The sequence below is a fragment of the Streptomyces sp. NPDC037410 genome (genome assembly GCF_055602235.1).
Map to the genome: position 1 here is coordinate 55,147 of NZ_JBVJWR010000005.1, position 19,124 is coordinate 74,270.

At 74.7% G+C, this 19,124-nt stretch carries 17 protein-coding genes; 12 read left to right on the plus strand and 5 right to left on the minus strand.

What is annotated here, in order from left to right; translation table 11 throughout:
- Positions 1–111: 111 nt before the first annotated feature.
- The 3 genes from ACZ7HT_RS09840 to ACZ7HT_RS09850 all read left to right on the plus strand — a co-directional run bounded on the left by ACZ7HT_RS09840 (position 112) and on the right by ACZ7HT_RS09850 (position 2,232).
- Positions 112–315: a cold-shock protein gene (locus ACZ7HT_RS09840; protein WP_015031667.1), complete on the plus strand. Its 204-nt coding sequence runs from the start codon at positions 112–114 to the stop codon at positions 313–315.
- Positions 316–409: 94 nt separating this feature from the next.
- A complete protein-coding gene (locus ACZ7HT_RS09845) occupies positions 410–1,786 on the plus strand; it encodes a DEAD/DEAH box helicase (RefSeq protein WP_471162296.1) in 1,377 nt (458 codons plus the stop codon).
- Positions 1,787–1,890: 104 nt separating this feature from the next.
- A complete protein-coding gene (locus ACZ7HT_RS09850) occupies positions 1,891–2,232 on the plus strand; it encodes a MazG-like family protein (protein ID WP_471162299.1) in 342 nt (113 codons plus the stop codon).
- 46 nt (positions 2,233–2,278) lie between these two features.
- Here the strand turns inward: ACZ7HT_RS09850 and ACZ7HT_RS09855 are convergent, their stop codons facing one another.
- Positions 2,279–4,747, minus strand: a complete 2,469-nt coding sequence (locus ACZ7HT_RS09855; RefSeq protein ID WP_471162302.1) for an MFS transporter — start codon at positions 4,745–4,747, stop codon at positions 2,279–2,281.
- A 375-nt stretch (positions 4,748–5,122) separates the two neighbouring features.
- Between ACZ7HT_RS09855 and ACZ7HT_RS09860 the strand changes: the two genes are divergently transcribed.
- The 7 genes from ACZ7HT_RS09860 to ACZ7HT_RS09890 all read left to right on the plus strand — a co-directional run bounded on the left by ACZ7HT_RS09860 (position 5,123) and on the right by ACZ7HT_RS09890 (position 13,832).
- A complete protein-coding gene (locus ACZ7HT_RS09860) occupies positions 5,123–8,242 on the plus strand; it encodes an AfsR/SARP family transcriptional regulator (RefSeq protein WP_471162305.1) in 3,120 nt (1,039 codons plus the stop codon).
- A 116-nt stretch (positions 8,243–8,358) separates the two neighbouring features.
- Positions 8,359–9,765, plus strand: coding sequence for a hypothetical protein (locus ACZ7HT_RS09865; protein ID WP_471162308.1), 1,407 nt, complete (start codon positions 8,359–8,361; stop codon positions 9,763–9,765).
- A gap of 40 nt (positions 9,766–9,805) precedes the next feature.
- A complete protein-coding gene (locus ACZ7HT_RS09870; protein ID WP_471162310.1) occupies positions 9,806–11,062 on the plus strand; it encodes an AAA family ATPase in 1,257 nt (418 codons plus the stop codon).
- A complete protein-coding gene (locus ACZ7HT_RS09875; protein ID WP_471162313.1) occupies positions 11,059–12,309 on the plus strand; it encodes a vWA domain-containing protein in 1,251 nt (416 codons plus the stop codon). The genes ACZ7HT_RS09870 and ACZ7HT_RS09875 overlap by 4 nt, the downstream gene beginning before the upstream one ends.
- A 116-nt stretch (positions 12,310–12,425) precedes the next feature.
- Entirely contained in the window at positions 12,426–12,866 is a 441-nt protein-coding gene (locus ACZ7HT_RS09880) for a DUF3995 domain-containing protein (RefSeq protein ID WP_471162316.1), read from the plus strand.
- Positions 12,853–13,374, plus strand: a complete 522-nt coding sequence (locus ACZ7HT_RS09885) for an RNA polymerase sigma factor (RefSeq protein ID WP_471162319.1) — start codon at positions 12,853–12,855, stop codon at positions 13,372–13,374. Before ACZ7HT_RS09880 ends, ACZ7HT_RS09885 begins: the two co-directional genes overlap by 14 nt.
- Complete coding sequence (locus tag ACZ7HT_RS09890) at positions 13,371–13,832, plus strand: hypothetical protein (protein WP_471162322.1); 462 nt, start codon at positions 13,371–13,373, stop codon at positions 13,830–13,832. Before ACZ7HT_RS09885 ends, ACZ7HT_RS09890 begins: the two co-directional genes overlap by 4 nt.
- Here the strand turns inward: ACZ7HT_RS09890 and ACZ7HT_RS09895 are convergent.
- The 4 genes from ACZ7HT_RS09895 to ACZ7HT_RS09910 form a co-directional block, all read right to left on the minus strand.
- The gene (locus tag ACZ7HT_RS09895) at positions 13,829–14,254 is read right to left on the minus strand and encodes a VOC family protein (protein ID WP_471162324.1); all 426 of its coding nucleotides are present in this window, start codon (positions 14,252–14,254) and stop codon (positions 13,829–13,831) included. The genes ACZ7HT_RS09890 and ACZ7HT_RS09895 overlap by 4 nt on opposite strands.
- Positions 14,255–14,379: 125 nt before the next feature.
- Entirely contained in the window at positions 14,380–15,795 is a 1,416-nt protein-coding gene (locus ACZ7HT_RS09900; protein WP_471162327.1) for an amidase, read from the minus strand.
- A 101-nt stretch (positions 15,796–15,896) separates the two neighbouring features.
- Complete coding sequence (locus ACZ7HT_RS09905; RefSeq protein WP_471162330.1) at positions 15,897–16,985, minus strand: chitinase; 1,089 nt, start codon at positions 16,983–16,985, stop codon at positions 15,897–15,899.
- Positions 16,986–17,097: 112 nt separating this feature from the next.
- Complete coding sequence (locus ACZ7HT_RS09910; protein ID WP_471162333.1) at positions 17,098–18,009, minus strand: TIGR03620 family F420-dependent LLM class oxidoreductase; 912 nt, start codon at positions 18,007–18,009, stop codon at positions 17,098–17,100.
- A gap of 118 nt (positions 18,010–18,127) precedes the next feature.
- On the opposite strand from ACZ7HT_RS09910, the gene ACZ7HT_RS09915 reads away from it, so the two are divergent.
- Together ACZ7HT_RS09915 and ACZ7HT_RS09920 are read left to right on the plus strand one after the other, a co-directional pair.
- Positions 18,128–18,715, plus strand: coding sequence for a TetR/AcrR family transcriptional regulator (locus ACZ7HT_RS09915; RefSeq protein ID WP_471162336.1), 588 nt, complete (start codon positions 18,128–18,130; stop codon positions 18,713–18,715).
- Positions 18,716–18,771: 56 nt separating this feature from the next.
- Complete coding sequence (locus tag ACZ7HT_RS09920) at positions 18,772–19,122, plus strand: PRC-barrel domain-containing protein (protein ID WP_471162339.1); 351 nt, start codon at positions 18,772–18,774, stop codon at positions 19,120–19,122.
- Positions 19,123–19,124: the final 2 nt, after the last annotated feature.

Sequence of the window (19,124 nt, forward strand, 5' to 3'; positions counted from 1 at the left end):
CCAGGCACTTGATGTGTTTTCGGTGCGGTTTTCCGGACGGGGCAATCATCACGGCGACGCCGGGGGTCGCACAGTGCGGCTCCCAGGGCTACGCCCCGAAGGAGATATGTCATGGCTAACGGCACCGTGAAGTGGTTCAACTCGGAAAAGGGCTTCGGCTTCATCGAGCAGGAGGGTGGCGGCCCGGACGTGTTCGCCCACTACTCCAACATCGCGACCTCCGGCTTCCGTGAGCTCCAGGAAGGCCAGAAGGTCACCTTCGACGTCACGCAGGGCCAGAAGGGCCCGCAGGCGGAGAACATCCTCCCCGCCTGACGTTGACACGTCCGACGCGGCCGGTGTCCCCACCCGTGTGGTGGGGGCCCCGGCCCGTCGCTTTTTCCAGACTTCTCCACGGACCAGGTGCCGCATGACCACCACGCCCCCCAAGGACGCTGCCGCCGAGGCCGTGACCTTCGCCGGATTCGCCCTGCCCGCCGAGGTGCTCGCGGAGCTCACCCGCCAGGGTGTCGAGACCCCCTTCCCGATCCAGGCCGCGACGCTGCCGGACGCCCTCGCGGGCCGTGACGTCCTCGGCCGCGGGCAGACCGGATCCGGCAAGACGCTCGCGTTCGGCCTGCCGCTCCTCGCGCGCACCGCCGGGCGCCGGGCCGAAGCGCGCAAGCCGCTCGCCCTGGTCCTGGTCCCCACCCGCGAGCTGGCCCAGCAGGTCACCGACGCCCTCGCCCCGTACGCCGAGGCTCTGAGGCTGCGCCTGGCGACCGTGGTCGGCGGCATGTCGATCGGACGGCAGGCGACCGCGCTGCGCGACGGGGCCGAGGTCCTGATCGCCACCCCGGGCCGGCTCATGGACCTCGTCGAGCGCAAGGACTGCCGTCTCGACCGGGTGGCCGTCACCGTCCTCGACGAGGCCGACCGGATGGCCGACATGGGCTTCCTGCCGCAGGTCACGGAGCTCCTCGACCTGGTGCCGCAGGGCGGCCAGCGGATGCTGTTCTCGGCCACGCTCGACCGTGACGTCGACGCCCTGGTCGAGCGCTACCTCCAGGACCCGGCCGCGCACTCCGTCGATCCCCCGGCCGCCGCCGTGTCCACGATGGAGCACCACGTGCTGCACGTGCACGGGCCGGACAAGTTCGCCACCGCCACGGAGATCGCGGCCCGCGACGGGCGCGTGATCATGTTCCTGCACACGAAGGCCTCCGTGGACCGCTTCACCAAGCACCTCCTCGGCAGTGGCGTGCACGCGGCGGCGCTGCACGGCGGCAAGTCGCAGCCGCTGCGGACCCGGACCCTGGACCGGTTCAGGACCGGCGAGATCAATGTCCTGGTCGCCACGGACGTGGCGGCGCGCGGCATCCACGTCGACGAGCTCGACCTCGTCGTCAACGTCGACCCGCCCGCCGACGGCAAGGACTACCTGCACCGCGGCGGCCGCACCGCGCGCGCCGGCGAGTCGGGCGTCGTCGTCACGCTGGTCACGCCGGACGAGCGCCAGGACGTGGCCCGCCTCATGACGGAGGCGGGCATCAGGCCCCGCGTCACCCGGGTCCGCTCCGGCGAGGCCGAGCTGACCCGTATCACGGGCGCCCGCAAGCCCTCGGGCGTGCCGGTCGCCGGCAGCGCGCCGAGCCAGGAGGGCACCAAGCGCGGAGGTGCGGCCTTCCGGGGCATGGGCACCGTCCCGGGACGGCCGGGACGCGCGAAGAACGAGTCCCGGCGCGCCGCCGAGGCCCGCCAGACCGCAGAGGCCCGCCGGGCGGCGAAGGTGCGCCGCGGCGGCTGATCCGTCTCGAAAACGTGGGCCCTGGCGCGGCGCCCCGTCGTTGAGCCCGGTGACGGGCGGGCAGGCTGTCCGTCGTCACCTTCACCTTCATCCGAGGAGGGCTCATGCAGGCCGACACCCCGTGGGACACGATCGGTTCGCTCGCCGCGCTGTTCACCCGCCTGGACTCCGAGCGCGGTTTGGCGTCGGAGGAGCAGTGGACCCTTCAGGTCCTCAAGCTCTCCGAGGAGGTCGGCGAGGCCGCGCAGGCCGTCATCGGCGTCCGGGCGACGAACCCGCGGAAGGGTCGCAGCCACACCTGGGAGCACGTCCAGGAGGAGGTCGCCGACGCGGTGATCACCGGCATGGTCTCGCTGGCCCGGATGCGGCCGGACGACGCCGCCGAGTTCCTGGCGGGCGTGCTCGCCGAGAAGTCGGCGAGGTTCCTCCCGGGGCCGGGCCGCTGACCCGGCGAGGTCGCGGTGTACGACCTCGCCGACGACGACCTCACCCTCAGCGGTCCCGCTGCGGGGCGCCCGTCCTGACCATCAGACCCGCCACGAGGCTCGCGAGGAGCAGGAAGCCGGCGACGGTCCAGAGGACGGCGGCGTAGCCGCCCAGGGGCGCGATGCCGGTGAAGAGCGGGAAGGCCGGCCAGCCGCCGAAGCCCTGGGCCGCGAGCACGGTCGCCGCCGTGCCGCCGGAGCCCTGGAAGCCGCTCGTTCCGGTCGCGGTGGCAAGCAGCGGCCCGAGGGCCGTGCCGATACCGAGGCCGAGGAGGACGAGGCCGGGCAGGACGGCGGAGGCGTACGAGCTGTCGAGCCCCAGGCCGGCCAGGAGTCCCAGGCCGGCGGCGGCGAGGACGAGACCCGGGACGGCGAGGAGCCGGGGCGCGATCCGGCCCTGGAGGCGGCCGGCGACCTGGGTGGCGACGAGGACGGCGCCGCCCAGGGGGAGCAGGGCCACGCCCAGGTCGTACGGGGTGTAGTCGAGGTCGCTCTGGAGGTAGAGGGACAGGGTCAGGAACAGGGTGGGCGTGCCCACGCCGGCGAGCAGGAGCGCGAGGAGGGAGCCCGCGCGGTCACGGTCCCGGAAGAGCCCGGGATCGACCAGGGGGCTGCTCGTCCGGGTCTGCCGCCACACGAAGGCCGCCAGGAGGGCAGCGCCGGCGAGCAGGAGCAGCAGGGTCAGGGGTGAGATCCAGCCGCCGCCGGCCAGGCCGAAGACGCCGGGGGTGTCCTCGGCTTGACGGAAGCCGAGGGAGAGGGCGGCCAGCGCGCCGGTGCCGAGCAGCAGGCCCGGTACGTCGGGGCGGGCGGGGGTACGGGCCGACCGGTCGTCCTCGACGAGGGCGGCGGGGACCACGGCCATCAGGGCGAGCGGTACCGCGGCGTACAGGCTCCAGTGCCAGCTCACGTAGGAGGCCAGCCAGCTGCCCACGAACCCGCCGACGGCGAGGCCGCCGCCCGCGAACACGGCGTAGACGCCGAAGGCCGTACCACGCGCCTTGGGGTCGGTGAAGCCGTCGGCCACCAGGGCGAGGGCTGCCGAGGAGAGCAGTGCGGCGAACACGCCCTGGAGGGCGTGCGCCGCGATGAGCACTCCGCCCGACGGGGCGGCTCCACCGACCGCGGAGGCCACGGCGAAGCCCACCGATCCGATGATCACCATCCGTTTGCGGCCCAGGCGAGAGGCGAGGTGTCCGCAGAGCAGCAGCACGGCACCGAAGGCGATGTCATAGGAGTACGACACAAGACCGAGGTCGTCGAACGAGAGTCCCAGGTCGGCCTGGATGATCGGCAACGTGACGTTCGTGCTCATCGCCCCGACGAGGACCAGGAACTGCGCGAGGACGGCGGCGACCAGGCCCCACCACCGCCGGGGCGACGGGCCCGGCAGGCCGGCCGGGGCGGTGGGCGCCCCCCAGGCGCCGGGCACGGTGCCGAGGGCCGGCCCGAAGCCCGGCGGCACCGGGGCCTGGCCCACCGGCGCGGTCGGGCTGTACGCGGGCTGCGGAGGGACCGGCCGGGGACCGGCGGTGTGCTGGGCCGGGATCCGCGGGTCCTGCGGTGCGGCCCGGGTCTCGGGCGCGAAGTCGAGCAACCGGGCGGCGTGACGGCCGAGTTGGGCGAGTACGGTGCCGGGCAGCCACTCCTCGGAGAGGTCCGCCGCCGTGCGTGCCGCCACGTCCGCGGGTGTCGGCCGCCGGGCGGGATCCTTGTGCAGGCAGGACCGTACGAGATCGATCAGCGAGTCCGGCACGCCCGTCAGGTCCGGCTCGTCCTCCGCGATCCGGAAGAGGTGCGCGCTGAGCCCGGTGTCGGTGGCGCCGAAGAGGAGCCGGCCGGTGGAGGCGTACACGAGGACCGCGCCCAGGCAGAACACGTCGCTGGCCGGGGTGAGTTCGAGGCCGCGCACCTGCTCGGGCGACATGAAGCCGGGGGAGCCGATCAGCATGCCCGTACGGGTGTGCAGGCTGTCCCCGCCGAGGCCGTCCATGGCCCGCGCGATGCCGAAGTCGATCACGCGCGGCCCGTCCACGGTCACGAGCACGTTGGACGGCTTCAGATCGCGGTGGATCAGTCCCGCCGCGTGCACGGACTGCAGCGCGACGGCGAGCCGGTTGGCGAGGACGCGGACCGAGTGCTCGGGCAGCGGGCCGAAGTCCTTCGCGACGACGGTCGTCAGGTCGGGCCCGGGGATGTACTGCGTCGCCACCCACGGCACCGGCGCCTCGGTGTCGGCGTCGAGCACGGCCGCCGTCCACTCCCCGCCCACCCGCCGGGCGGCCTCCACCTCGCGCGCGAAGCGCCGGCGGAACTCGGGGTGCTGCGCGTGCTCGGCCTGCACCACCTTCACGGCGACCGTGCGCCCGGCCTCGGACCGGCCGAGGTACACAAGGCCCATCCCTCCGGCGCCCAGACGGGCGATGAGACGGTAGGGGCCGATGCGGGTCGGATCTTCGGTGATCAACTGGTCCACGTCAGTAACATAGTTGAGGCGGTCGGGGTCCCGCGCGGGATCACCCGAACCACGGTCGTCAGGGCTGTCGTTCACGAGCGGATCAGGCACCCCACCGATCCGCGCGGTCCCGCGCGGAGAACGGGTGTGTCACCCGGTAGCGCTCCCCTCGGCCCGCGCGGCGGGTGGGCCGCGCGCCGGGCGTGCTGCCGGCCTGTGACATGACCTTGTCTCCTCACTGTGCGACGACGCGGGCCGGCTGCCGCCCCCACGGCGGCAGCCGGCCCGACGAGCCACCCTGGCGCGGCCCGCTGGAAGGCCGATGAAATGCTGCTGAAGCGAAGGTCATGGGCAGCGGTGCGGGCACCGGACGTACGGGGACGTGGGGGCGGGGACGTGAGTGTGCAGCCGACGGGCCGGAGCGGGCCCTTGCGGATCGACCTGCTCGGCCCCGTCCGGGCCCTGCGCGGCGACGTCCCGGTCGCCCTCGGCCCGATCCGACGGCAGGCGGTGCTCGCCGCCCTGGTCCTGCGCGCCCCGGGCTTCGTCACGTACCGGCAGCTCCTCGACGACGTCTGGGGCGCCGAACCGCCCGGCACGGGCCACCGCGTGCTGCCCAGCTACGTGTACGCGCTCCGCAGGGCGCTGGACGCGCCGGACACCGGTCCCGGCAGGTCGGTGATCGGCGGCGGGCGCGGCGGCTACCGCTTCGAGCCCGCCGGGACCCGCACCGACCTCGCCGAGCTCGCCGAGCAGGCGGCCCGCGCCCGGCGGGCGAAGGCCTCGGGCGACCTCGCCGCCGCGCTCGACGCGGGCGGCCGGGCCCTGGCGCTGCTCCGCGGCGAGCCCCTGCCCGGCCTGCCGGGGCCGCTCGCCGACACCGAGCGGCAGCGGCTCACGCGGCTGCGGCGGGCCCTGCACCAGGAGCACGCGGAGTGCCTCGTCCTGCTCGGACGCCACCCGGAGGCCCTCGACGCCCTCATGGCGGCGCCGCTGGCCCTGCCGTACGACGAACCGCTCGCCGCGCTCCGCATGCGCGCGCTCTACGGCAGCGGCCGGCAGGCCGAGGCGCTCGCCGTCTACCACGAGACCCGCGACCGGCTCCTCGACGAACTGGGCGTGGAACCCGGCGAGGACCTCCGCCGCGTCCACCAGGCCGTCCTGCGCCGGGACGACGCGCTGCTCCTCGGCCGGGGGGCGGTGCGGGCGGCGGAGCCCGAGCACGTCGGTGAGGGTGCGGGGCCGGTGCGCCCCGGCGGGGGCGGTGACGTCGACGTGGACGGACCCGTTCGCCCAGGTGCCGACACGCCGCTCCCCCGGCACAACGAACTCCCCGGTGACACCGCCTGTCTGGTCGGGCGCGAAGCCGAACTCGCCGTCCTCACCGGTCCCGTCCACCCCGGAGCGGTGTCCGTGATGACCGTGGACGGCACGGCGGGGGTCGGCAAGACCGCTCTCGTCGTGCGCGCCGCCTGGGCGCTCGCCGGCGACCATCCCGACGGCTGCCTGTTCGTGGACCTGGAGGCGTACGGCGCCGCCGGCCCGCACCGGGCGCTGCGCCGGCTGCTCCGCACGGTGCGGGGCGGCAGCGACGAGGAACTACCCACAGAGGCCGACGAGTTGACCGACCTCGTCACGGCCTGGCGCGCGGCCACGAGCGGGCTGCGGCTGCTGCTCGTCGTGGACGGCGCCCGGAGCGCCGAGCAGGTCCGTCCGCTGCTGCCGGCGGGCCCGGGCAGCCGCGTCCTGGTGGCGGGCCGGCAGCGGCTGCCCGGCCTCGACGCCGAGGCGCGGCTCACCGTGGAGCCGCTGGACACCGGCGAGGCGGTCCGCCTGCTCCGCACGCTCCTCGGGGCCTCCCGGGCGGACCGTGAGCCGGAGGCCGCCCTGGAGCTCGCGCGGCGGTGCGCCGGTCTGCCGCTCGCGCTGCGGATCGCGAGCGCGCGGTTGCAGAACCGCCCGTCCTGGACCCTCGCGTTCCTGGCCGGCCGGATGTCCGACGACGTGCGGGGCCTCGGCGAGCTGCGGGTGGAGGACCGCAGCGTGGAGGCCGCCTTCCGGCTCTCGTACGACCGCCTCGAACCGGAACTGAGGCGCGGGTTCCGGGTGTTGGGAGTCGTCCCGACCGTCCGTTTCGACGGCCTCGGACTGGCTGCCGCCCTCGGCCGCTCCCGCGCGGAGGCCGATGCGGTCCTGGAGGACCTGGTCGACGCGAGCCTGCTCCAGGAGCCGCATCCCGGCCGGTACAGGCTGCACGATCTCGTCCGGGCCCATGCGCGGCAGCTCGCCGCCGCCGCACCCGAGGAGGCGGCCGCGGACCGGGTGGCCCTCCTGCGGCTTTACACGGCGGCGGGCCGGATGGCGGGCGACTGGGGCCCGGAGACCATCCCGACCGGCACAGACACAGACACCGCCACCGGCACCGGCACAGACACAGACACAGACACCGCCACCGGCACCGCCACCGCCACCGGCACCGGCACCGGCACCGGCACCGGCACCGGCTCAGCCCACGGCACCGCGGGGTCTCCCTTCGGGGGCCAGCGGGAGGCCTCGGAGTGGCTGGACGCCGCGGGCGGAGAGCTGCTCGACGTGGTGGCCTCCGCGGTCGCCTCGGGCGCGTACGACCACGCCTGCCTGCTCGCCGAGGCCCTGGTGGACCACCAGCTCCGCCGGGGACTCCACCACGAGGCCCGCGCGGCGCTCGAACTCGCGCTGCCGTGCGCTGACTTGGCCGACGATCGGCGCCTCCCCTCGGCGCTGCGCGCGTCCATGGGGATCGTCGACATCCACCGGGGACGGTTCCGGCAGGCGCACGCCTGGTTCGCGGAGGCGCTGCGGCACGCCCGTGACCAGGGGGACCCGCGGAACGAGGCCCGCGCGATCGCGGGGACGGGCGTCGCGCTGTGGCCGCTGGGCCGGGTCGAGGAGGCCGTCGGCCAGCTGAGCCGGGCCCTGGAGCTGGCCGCCGGGCTCGGCGACGACTGGCTGACCGGGGTCTCGACCTGCAACCTCGGCGCCATCCACGCCCTGCGCGGACGGCACGAGGAGGCGCTCGACCAGTACGGCGCCGCCCTCGCCCTGGCCGAGAAGAACGGCCGGCCCCGGACGATCGCCCAGTCCCTGTGCTTCGTCGCCTGCGCCCACCTCGCGCTCGGCCGCCCCGCGGAGAGCGCCCGCCTGTTGCGGCGGGCCGTCGAACTCGCCGGCCAGGCGGGGGACATGCCGCTGCGCGCGGCGGCGCTGTCCCAGCTGGCCGCCGCCGAGCACGGGCAGGGGCGGCTGGGCGCCGCCGTCGAGACCCACCACGAGGCCCTGTCCACGCTCACCGAACACACCAGCACCTGGCTGGAGATGGAGATCCGCGTCCGTCTCGGCAGCACCTACGCGGCGGCGGGCCGCCGGGACGAGGCCCACGAGGAGTTCCGGACCGCGTTGTCCCTGCCCGGCGCCGCGGACCATCCCGAGCCGTACGCACGGGCGCGCGACGGACTGGACGGCACGGGTGCCCTCTGAACACCGCCCGTGAGGAAAAGAGCGTGGCCACACCCGCGGAAAGGCCGTATGGTGATCGTGATGACGACTTACTCCTCTCTCAGATCGGGGGTCCCGTCCGCAACAGGTGAGTGCTGATGGCCACTCCCCTTGCGTACGAGGATTCCCACCTCTCCCGCTGGCTGCGCGTGCGCGAGTTCGCCGTGCCGCCCTCCATGATCGAGACCGCGACCGCCCGCCGTGAGGCCGGGGACTGGGCGGGGGCCTGCGCCGCCGCGCACGTCGACGTCGATCTCGACCTCCGCGCCCTGGCTCGCGGTCACGGCACGGAACTCGCGTCCCGCGTGCGGGCCGATCTGCGCCGCCTGGCCCCGGACCTGCTGCGCTGGCACCTGCCGAGGATCGCCCCGGACGGGCTGCTGCGCCCGGGCCTCACCGTCGCCCTCGCCCGGTACGACACCGGGGGACGCGACGGTACGGGGCCCGTGCACCTGGTGGCCCGGACCGCGCCCGCCTGGGCGGATGCCGGACAGCGCATCAGCCTCGCGCTCCGGGACCCGGGCGCGCCCGGCACCGGCCCGGCGCCCGCCCACCCGCATCCCCATCCGCACCCGCGGTTCCGGCTCGACCTGCACCGGCACCTCTGGGACGCGAGCCGGGCCGCCGAACTGCGCACCCGTTCCGGGGCCGACGGACCGTCCTCGCACCTCCCGCGGCCGGGTCTGCCGCGCGGCGGACTCCACTGCGCGGTGGACCGGTGGGCGGCCGAGGCGGCGATCCTGCTGCGCGCCGAGGGCCGGCCGGCGGGCCCGGTGGCCGTACGCCTCGGCAGGGGGCGGCGGTTCCTCCTGGACGCCGATCCGTCGGGGGCCCGCGTCGGGGACGCACCCGCCCGGCGGGCGTTCGACCCGGTGCCCGTCCTGCCGGACGCGGCCACCTGGCTGCCGCCCGATCTGGAGCTGCTGCGCGCCGGTCTCGTCGAGGCCGGGCAACTGCACCCGCTGGTCGCCGCCGCGCTCGTACCCGGTCATGCACCGAACGGCCCGCCCCGGCCACCCGACCGGGCGGGCGCGCCGCGCCTCGTCGACTGCCGGGGCGCCCGGCACCGGATCGGCCTGGTCGACGGCGTGCTGACACCGCTCGACCACGATCCGGCCGAGCTGCGGCGCGAGGAGCTCCTCGTCGCCCTGACCGGCACGGCGCTCCCCTGCGTACGGGCCGTCGACGAGGCGCACCGGCGTCCGGACCGTCTCACCGGTGTCCGCGAGCGGCTCGACCACGGCGACATCGCCGGTGCGCTGGCCGTCGTCGAAGGCCTCCTCGGGCCCGCCGCGCTGCTGCGCGACGGCGCGCTCCGGGACGCGCTGGACGCGGCGGCGCGGCGGCGCGTCACGTACGGGCTCTACCGGGCCGGGCTCGCGGGCCCCGCGCCCGGCCGGGAGCTCGCGCCCCCTTCCGTATCCACCCGCCGGACGCGTCCGGACAGCCGCCGCACGCTCACGCGCGGCCCTCGCCCGCGCCAGGCCACCTCCGCATCCCGCTGACGAAACCCTCGTCTCCCCTCTCTTCCCCAGGTGATCTCCCATGCCCACAGCCCTGCCCTCCTGCCCTGCCCCGGCCACCGAACTCGACGTCGCCGGTGCCCTGTTGTCCCTCCTGCGCGACACCGACACCGAGCCCCGACCCGACCCCCAGCTGGAGGCGCTGACCCTGGCGGTCGCCGCCGACCTTCCGGTGCTCCTGTGGGGTGAGCCGGGCATCGGCAAGACCGCAGCCCTGACGCAGCTCGCCGCCTCGCTCGACCTGCCGCTCACCACCGTCATCGCGAGCGTGCACGAGCCCACCGACTTCTCCGGCCTGCCCGTCGTCGGCGACGACCCCGCGGAACAGGGCGTGCCGATGGCGCCGCCCGAGTGGGCCGTGCGGCTGGTACGGGCCGGCCGGGGCCTGCTGTTCCTGGACGAGCTGTCCACCGCTCCCCCGGCCGTCCAGGCGGCCCTGCTCCGGCTCGTCCTTGAGCGGCGGGTCGGGACGCTCGTCCTTCCCCCCGACGTACGGATCGTGGCCGCCGCCAATCCGCGGTCCTCGGCCGCCGACGGCTGGGAGCTGAGCCCGCCGCTCGCGAACCGTTTCGTCCATCTGCGGTGGACGCACGACGCCGAGGTCGTGGTCCGCGGCCTAGGGGGTGTCTGGCCGCGCGCCACGCTCCCCCGCCTCGACCCGGCGAAGCTGACGGAGGCCGTGGACGTGGCCCGGCGGGCGGTCTGCGGTCTGCTGACGGCCCGTCCGGCGCTCGTGCACCGGCTGCCCGGCGGTGAGACGCTGCGGGGCGGCGCCTGGCCCTCGCCGCGGAGCTGGGAGATGGCGCTGCGGCTCGTCGCCTTCGCGACCGCAGCGGGGGTGTCCCGGGACGTGCTCTCGGAGCTGGTGCGCGGGGTCGTCGGGGACGGGCCGGGGCTCGAACTCCTCGCCTGGCTCGACCGGATGGACCTCCCCGATCCCGAACTGCTCCTCGCCGACCCCGAGGGCGCCGGGCTGCCCGAGCGCGGCGACCGCCGCCTGGCCGCGCTGGAGGGGGTCGTCGCAGCGGTCGCCCGGCGTCCGGAGAAGTCCCGCTGGGACGCGGCGTGGGCGCTGCTCGCCCGCGCCCTCGCGTCAGGGGCTCCGGATCTGGTGGTCGTGCCGGCGACGACGCTCGCGGGGCTGCGCCGGGAGGACTGGGACGTTCCGGAGTCGATCGAGCGGCTGGCCGGCGTCGTGTCCCTGTCCCGGCGCGCGGACCGGGCGGGCGACCGCGTCGGGGCCGGCGCGGGCGCGGGTTCGGCGGGTGTGGGGCGATGAGTCCGGACACACAGGACGCCTCGGCGCTCGATCGGGAGAAGCTGTACGCGGCCCGGCTGCACGCCGTGCGGGTCCGGCCGTATCTGGCGACCGCGCTGTTCGCCCTGCACACCGTGGAGTCGCGGGAGGTGCCGACGATGGCGGTGGACCGTCACTGGCGCTGCTACGTCTCGCCGGGCTTCGTCGACCGCACCCCGGTGGAGGAGCTCGCCGGGGTGTGGGTGCACGAGGTGACGCATCTGCTCCGCGACCACCACGGGCGCAGCGACCGGGTGGCGCGGGAGCGGGGTCTGACGGGTGCGGGCGAGCGGCTGCGGATGAACATCGCCGCGGACTGCGAGATCAACGACGACGTGTTCGGCGACGGCCTCCCCAGGCCGGAGGGGGCCGTGCATCCCCAGCTCCTCGGCCTTCCCGAGGGGGAGCTGATGGAGGACTACCTGCGGCAGTTCCAGCTCGGCTCGCGGACCAGGGACGTGGGCTGGCTGGACTGCGGCAGCGGCGCCGACGGCCTCGACCGGGCCTGGGACCTCGGCGCGGACGGCGCCGACGGGCTGAGCGCCCAGGAGCAGGACGCCGTGCGGTTCCGGGTGGCCCAGGCCATCACCGGACGGCCGGGCAGCACCCCGGCGGGGTGGCGGCGCTGGGCGGAGGAGGCGTTCCATCCGCCGCAGGCGTGGCGGGAGTTGCTCGGGGCGGCGGTCAGGTCGGCGGCGTACGGTTCCGGTGCCGGGGACGACTACTCGTACGGGCGGCCTTCGCGGCGTTCGGCGTCGGTGCCGGGGGCGGTGCTGCCGAGTCTGCGGCGCAGCCCGCCCCGGGTCTCGGTCGTCATCGACACCTCGGGCTCGGTGAGCGACGCCGAGCTGGGCAGCGCGCTCCTGGAGGTGGCGGCGATCTCCCGGGTGCTGGGCGGCCGGCGCGATCTGGTGACCGTCCTGCCGTGCGACGCGGCGGCGCGGATCGTCCACCCCCTGTGCAGGGCGGAGGGCATCCCGCTGATGGGCGGCGGCGGTACGGATCTGCGCACGGGTTTCGCCGCGGCGCTGCGGGCGCGCCCGCGCCCGGACGTGCTGGTGGTCCTGACCGACGGTCAGACGCCGTGGCCGGCCACGCGCCCCGCCTGCCGGACGGTGGTGGGTCTCTTCCCCCGCGCGCGGAGGTGGCGTTCGTGGAGCGAGGACGATCCCGACCATGTGCCGGCCGGGCCGCCGGAGTGGGCCCGCGCGGTCGAGATCGGTGACTAGCCCACCAGGCGCATGTGACCCGGATCACAGGGAACCCCTGCCCGGTCCGGGTCCTCCTCAAGGTGTCGGCGCCCCTCGGCGGCGGCTTTACCGAACCCCGATACGGAGGGGACCTCATGGCGGTCATCGACATCGAGCGGACTCGTACGGCCGGCGGCGGGCGGGCGGTCGCCGCGCTGCTCGCCGTCCTCGCGCTCGTGCACGTCTACTGGGCGACCGGTCTGACCTGGCCCGCCGCCGACGAGCGGAGCCTCTCGCTCGCCGTCCTCGGCAGTGTCGTCTCCTTCGGTCCCGCGGTGGTGCTGCCGCTGGCCGTCCTCGAAGGGTGCGCCGCGGTCGCCGTGGCGGCCCACGCGCGGGGTGTCCGCGGCCGCCGGATCCCGCGCCTCGTCACGTACGCCGTGGCCGGCGGGATGCTGCTGCGCGGGGCGGCCGGTCTGGTGTGGATCGTGGTCGGCCGGGACGGATCCGGGGCGGCCTTCCCCTGGCTGAACGCGCTGCTCTACACGCCGCTGTCGCTGGTCTTCGGCTGGACGGCCCTGCGTGCCGCCCGCTGAGGCCACCGGTCCCGTGGACCGGGGCGTCGCGCTCGTCCGGGCCGCGCGGCGCGGCGACACCCTGGCCCTGCACGACCTGCTCGACCACCTCACCCCGTACATCGCCCGGATCTGTGGACCCATCGCCCTCGACGACGGGCCGGACGCCACCCAGGAGGCGCTGGTCGCCGTCTTCACCTCGCTCAGGTCGCTGCGGGAGCCCGAGGCGCTGTACGGGTGGGTGCGGGCGATCTCCGTACGGGAGGCGGTACGGGTCGCCAAGCGGGCGGCGCGGGCGCGGCCCGCGGAGCTCCCGGACGTGCCGGAGCGGGGCGATCCACAGCTGGCCGCCGACGTCGGCGACGTCCTGGCCCGGCTGTCGCCCGCGCACCGGGCGGTGCTGGTGCTGCGGGACGTCGAGGGGATGGACGAGGAGGCCGCGGCGGCGCTCCTCGGGGTGCCGGCCGGCACGGCGAAGTCCCGGTTGCACCGGGCACGGCAGAGCTTCCGAAAGGCGTGGTCCGCGTGAACGGCGAAGAGGCGATGATCGACGACGTGCGGCGGCTCCGGGTCATGGGCGCCGCTGTCCCGGGCGCGCGGATCGTGGAGCGGGTGCTGCCCGCGTCGCTGGACGCGGTGTGGGCCGTCATGGGCGATCTGGAGGGCGGTTTCGGGGAGTTCCAGCCGGACATGCGGTCGGTGCGGATCGTGCGCAGGGACGGCGACCGGGTGGAGGCCCTCGCCCGCAGCCGTTACGGTCTCCGGGCCCGGCTCCACGGCGTGCTGCGGCCGGGCTGGTGCTGGCTGCAGAGCCGGTTCCTGGTCATCGGGATGGCGGCGGTGGACGAGGGCGGCCGGACCAGGGTGGCGCTCACCGGCGGCGTCCGCGTCCCGGGGCGCGCCGCGATCGTCCCGTTCGGGGCGCGCCGTGAACTGGAACGGGCCATGGCACGCCTCGCCGAACGGGTCGACGGTGTCGTGCGCTAGGAGGCGTGCTCCGGGGAGACGATGTTGACCATCCAGGTGATGCCGAAGCGGTCCGTGCACATGCCGAAGACGTCGCCCCACATCTGCTTCTCCAGCGGGACGGCGACCGTGCCGGTGCCGGACAGCTTGTCCCAGTAGCCGCGCAGCTCGCCGGCGTCCTCGCCGCTCACGCTGACCGAGATGTTGTTGCCGGGCTCGTGCGGCATGTTCGGGGGGACGTCCGCGCCCATGAGGGTGAAGCCGCTGTCGGTCTCCAGCATGCCGTGCATGATCTTGTCGGCGTTGTCTCCGGCCTCCTTGCCGCCGAAGGACTGGCCGTAGGTGTTGAGCGCGAGGGTGCCGCCGAAGACCTCCTTGTAGAACTCCATGGCGGGTCGGGCGTCGCCGTCGAAGCTGATGTACGGGTTGAGCCGAGAGGGCATGTTCTTCCCTTTTCGTGGCGGGTCGTGGTTCCGGCCGAGGCTAGACGAGCCGCCGCCGTCGGCCGGGGCGGCTCCCCGGCCGACGTGCCGGAATTCGACCTGTTGCCCTATCCCCCGTGAGGCGCTCAGAGGTCCTGGATCCGGCGGAACGGGCGGTCCGCCTCCAGGGTGAACGCCACGTCCAGGAGGGTCCGTTCGCTGCCGGGCCGGCCGGAGAACATGACGCCGATGGGCAGCCCGTCGTCCGTGGCCCGGGTGCTGGGCAGCGAGAGCGACGGGGTGCCGACGACGTTGTCGACCGGGGTGAACGCGACGTACGCGAGGATCCTTTCGACGAGCTCCGGGTAGGGGACGGTCGGCGCCAGGTGGCCGATCGGCGGCGCGGGGTGGGCCAGGACGGGGGTGAGGAGGAGGTCGAGTCCGCGGAACGCCGCCGCGTACGCCACCTTCGTGCGCTTCAGCCGGCGCAGGACGCCCGGGGTGCGCCGCCAGTTCTCCCGGTAGGTCGCGCGCAGCCCCCGGCTGAGGCCGTCCATGCGGTGCCGGTCGAAGTCCGGGCCGAGGGTCCGGCCGGTGGCGCCGAGGAGGAAGGACAGCATCCCCCAGTACGTGAGGAAGTCCTCGGTGAAGCGCGGGTCGATGGTCATCTCGACCGGCTCGACGGTGTGGCCGAGCCGTTCGAGCCGCGTCGCGGTCTCCGTGACGGCCTCGCGGGTGGCGGTGTCGGAGGCGACGCCGTTCGGCGAGTCGAGGAGGAGGCCGATGCGGAGCCGCTTCCCGGAGGGGCCTTCGACCAGGCCGAGGGGCGGCAGTTTCGGGTTGCGCCAGTACGTCTCGGCGGAGGCGAGGAACGCGGCGGTGTCCCGTACGGAGCGGCTCACGATGCCGTCGGCGACGAGGTCCAGGGGCAGTTGGCGGCTCTGGGCGTTCGGCACGACCCTGCCCCGGGTCGGCTTGAGGCCGACGAGGCCGCAGCAGGCGGCGGGGATCCGTATGGAGCCGCCGCCGTCGTTGGCGTGGGCGATCGGCACGGCTCCGGCGGCGACGAGCGCCGCGCTGCCGCCCGAGGAACCACCTGCGGAGTGGCCGGTGTTCCAGGGGTTGCGGACGGGCTCGGCGTGCTCGTACTCCGTGGAGGGGCTGAAGCCGAACTCGGGCAGGCGGGTCTTGCCGAGCACCGTGACGCCGCTGCTCAGGAACTGCCGGGCGAAGGGCGCGTGCCGTCGCGCCGGCCTCGGGGTGAAGGCCGCGCTGCCGTGGCCGGTGGGCAGACCCTGGTGGTCGGTGTTGTCCTTGACGAAGCTCGGGACGCCCGCGAAGGCGCCGCCGGTCGCGGCGCCGGGCACGGGGGCGTCGACGTGCGTCTGGACGGCGTGGAGCCGCTCCTCGACGGCCCGCACCCGCTCGGCCGCGTCCCGGGCCGCCTCCGCGGCGCCGACCTCGCCGCGCCGGATCGCCTCGGCGAGCCCGACGGCGTCGTGCTCTCCCAGGGCGTCGTCCCGGAAGACGTGCACCCTGGTCCGTTCGTCGAAAGTCTTCACCGTTGCCTCAGCCCCCGGCCGTGTGGATGGTCACCCCATCATTGCCTACCGACAAGTAACAGGCGAGGGGTCCGAGGCTGCCGGTGTGACGACCCGGGTGACTAGCGTCCTTGAAGGGCCTTGACGTTGTTGCCGAAGGTCCAGTTCTTCGAGCCGTCCCAGTTGGCCGACCAGGTCATCAGGCCCTTGAGCGAGCCGCCGTAGTGGTTCCAGGCCTGGGCGACGGCCGACGGCGCCATGTATCCGCCGCCGGCGCCGGGCTGGGCCGGGAGGCCGGGGACCTGCTTGTCGTACGGGACCTTGATCGTGGCGCCCTGGACGACGAGCCCGCGGTTCAGGCAGTCGGTCTGGGCGACGAACCCGGCGACCGTGCCGGCGGAGTAGGAGTCACCGGAGCAGCCGTACATGCTGCCGTTGTAGTACTGCATGTTCAGCCACCACAGCCGCCCGTTGTCCGCGTACTTCTTGACGATCGGCAGGTACGCGCCCCAGATCGACCCGTAGGCCACGCTGCCGCCGGTGACGTACGCGGTCTCCGGCGCCATCGTCAGCCCGAACCCCGCGGGCATGCGCGCCAGGACTCCGTCGACGATGCGGACCAGGTTGGCCTGCGAGGCGGACAGGGTGCCGATGCTGCCGCTGCCGACGAGGCCGGTCTCGATGTCGATGTCGATCCCGTCGAAGTTGTACGCGGTCAGGATCGGCACGATGGTCTCGACGAAGCGGTCGGCGACGGCGCGGGAGCTCAGGTCGATCCCGGCGGCGGCGCCCCCGATCGACATCAGGATCGTCGCCCCGGCCGCCTTGGCGCGGCACATCTCGGCAGGGGTGGCGACGCGGACGCCGCTGTCCATGCCGTCCTCCCAGAGCACGGTCCCGTCCGAACGGATCACGGGGAACGCGGCGTTGATGACGTTGTAGCCGTGGGCGGCGAAACGCGGGTCGTCGATGGGCGCCCAGCCGAACGGCGGGTGGACGCCGTTGGCCGAGCCGTCCCAGTTCTCCCAGTACCCCTGGAGCACCTTCCCGGCGGGCTTCGGCTTGAGGGCGCAGGTGTCCGCGGTCGCGGACGACGGGGACGGGGCGGCGGGCCTGGCGCCTTCGGCGGCGGCGGGGCCGGCGAGGACGGCGGCGGCGAGCAGGGTGACGAGCCCCGCTCCGAGGACACGGGTGATCCGAGGGCCTGGCATGCGTGTGCTCCTGGGGACGTGGGGGATCCTGGGCATGGCGCGCGCTCCAGGAGACCGTAGGTTGGTCCAGACCTTTCGTCAACCACCCTCGCCTACAGGCGAGTTGGTGGCGTCAGAGCAGCGCCGGGGCGAGCTCGCGCCACTCCCGGTCCGGCAGCGCGAGCGGATCGGCGGTCAGCACCTGGAGGCAGACGTGGTCGGCACCCGCGTCCAGGTGCCGCACGACGCGCCGACGGATCGCGTCCACGTCCCCGTACGCGACGATCGCGTCGACGAGGCGGCGACTCGGGCCGCCCACGAGGTCCTCGTCGCCGAAGCCGAGCCTGCGGAGGTTCGCCACCTGGTGCGCCGCGGCGGCGACGTATCCGGCGACGTGCGCGGTGGCGACCTCCCGGGCCCTGCCGAGGTCGGTGTCGAGGACGACGGCCTGCTCCACCCCGAGGAAGGCGTGCGGCCCGAGGATCCTGCGCGCCCGCTCGGTGTGCTCGACGGGGACGAAATAGGGGTGCGCGCCCCAGGTGCGCTCGGCGGCCAGCTCCAGCATCTTCGGGCCGAGCGCGGCCAGGACGCGGCGCGGCGCCGGGTCCGGCACGGGCCCGTGGACGGGCGCCGCGTCCATCGCGTCCAGATAGGCGCGCATCGTGTGCAGCGCCCTGCCCCGGGTCGGCACGGGGTAGCCGTCCACTTCACGGACGGTGTCGTCGACCCGGTGACCGCCCAGGCCCAGGAGGTACCGCCCGGGGAAGGCCTCGCCGAGCGTGCGGGTCGCGCCGGCGGTGGCGATCGGCTCACGGAAGGCGATGTTGGCGATGCCGGACGCGACGGTGATCCGGCGGGTCGCCGAGAGCAGCAGCCAGGCCTGGCCGAAGGTGTCGCGACCGTAGGCCTCGCCGAACCAGATGGCCCCGTACCCCGACTCCTCCAGCTCGGCGGCCGATTCCCGTACGCGCCCGGCGGGCTGCCCTTCGTAGGCGAAGGTCCAGATCCCGACCCGGCCGAGCCCGGTCCGCGCTTCGACAGTCATCCGTACTCCTCAGGCAGCACAACGGAAAGACGAAACGGAGAGGTTCTCCGCTTCGACGCCGCTACGATACGGAGAGGTTCTCCGCTTGGCTACCCCGGAGATCACGAAGGACAGGACGATGACCGACACTCAAGGCCCCGCCGGGCACCCCCGGCGCACCGACGCACGCGCCAACCGGGAGCGCCTCCTCGCGGCGGCGGCGGACGTGTTCGCCGAGACCGGGCCCGGCGCCTCCCTCAACGAGATCGCCCGCCGGGCCGGGGTCGGACCCGGGACCCTCTACCGCCACTTCCCGAACCGCCCGGCCCTGCTGTCCGCACTGCTCAGGGACCGCATCGAGACGCTGTGCGCGCGGGCGGAGGCGCTGCGCGCGGCGGACTCCCCCGACGAAGCCCTCGCCGAGTGGCTGGGCGCGTTCCTCACGCATGCCCGGGTCAACCAGGGCATGGGCAGCGCCCTCCTCGTCGAGGAGGCCGCGGGGCCCGGACTCGACTGCCACCGGCTGATCCTGGACGCGGGGACCGGCCTGCTCACCCGGGCCCAGCGGCACGGGTCGGCGCGCGCCGACCTCAGCGCCGACGACCTGCTCCAGCTGGTCGTCGGGATCGCCCTGTCCACGGCCCGCGACGAGCACTCGGGGCAGCCCGACCGGCTGCTCGCCCTGGTCGTCGACGCCGTGCACGCCGGTCCGGGTCACCGCGGGTGACGACGTGCGCGCGCCGGTCGGCCACGGGAGGATGGGGAGGGAGGAGAGGTGCCGCCATGAGTGACTTCGACATCTGGAACTACCGCCCGAGCACCGGACACCGGCAGGGCGCCGATCTCATCGGCTACAAGGTCGAGGCCACCGACGGCACCATCGGGAAGATCGACAAGCACTCCGAGGACGTCGACTCGGCCCACCTCGTCGTCGACGTCGGAGTCTGGATCTTCGGCAGGCGGGTACTCCTCCCCGCCGGGACGATCGAGCTGATCGACACCGCCGAGGAGAAGGTCTACGTGGACCGCACGAAGGACCAGATCAAGGACGCACCCGACTTCGACGAGGCGAAGTACGGGGAGCCCGGCTATCTGGAGCAGTTCGCCCGGTACTACGGCCAGCCGCACATGTGACC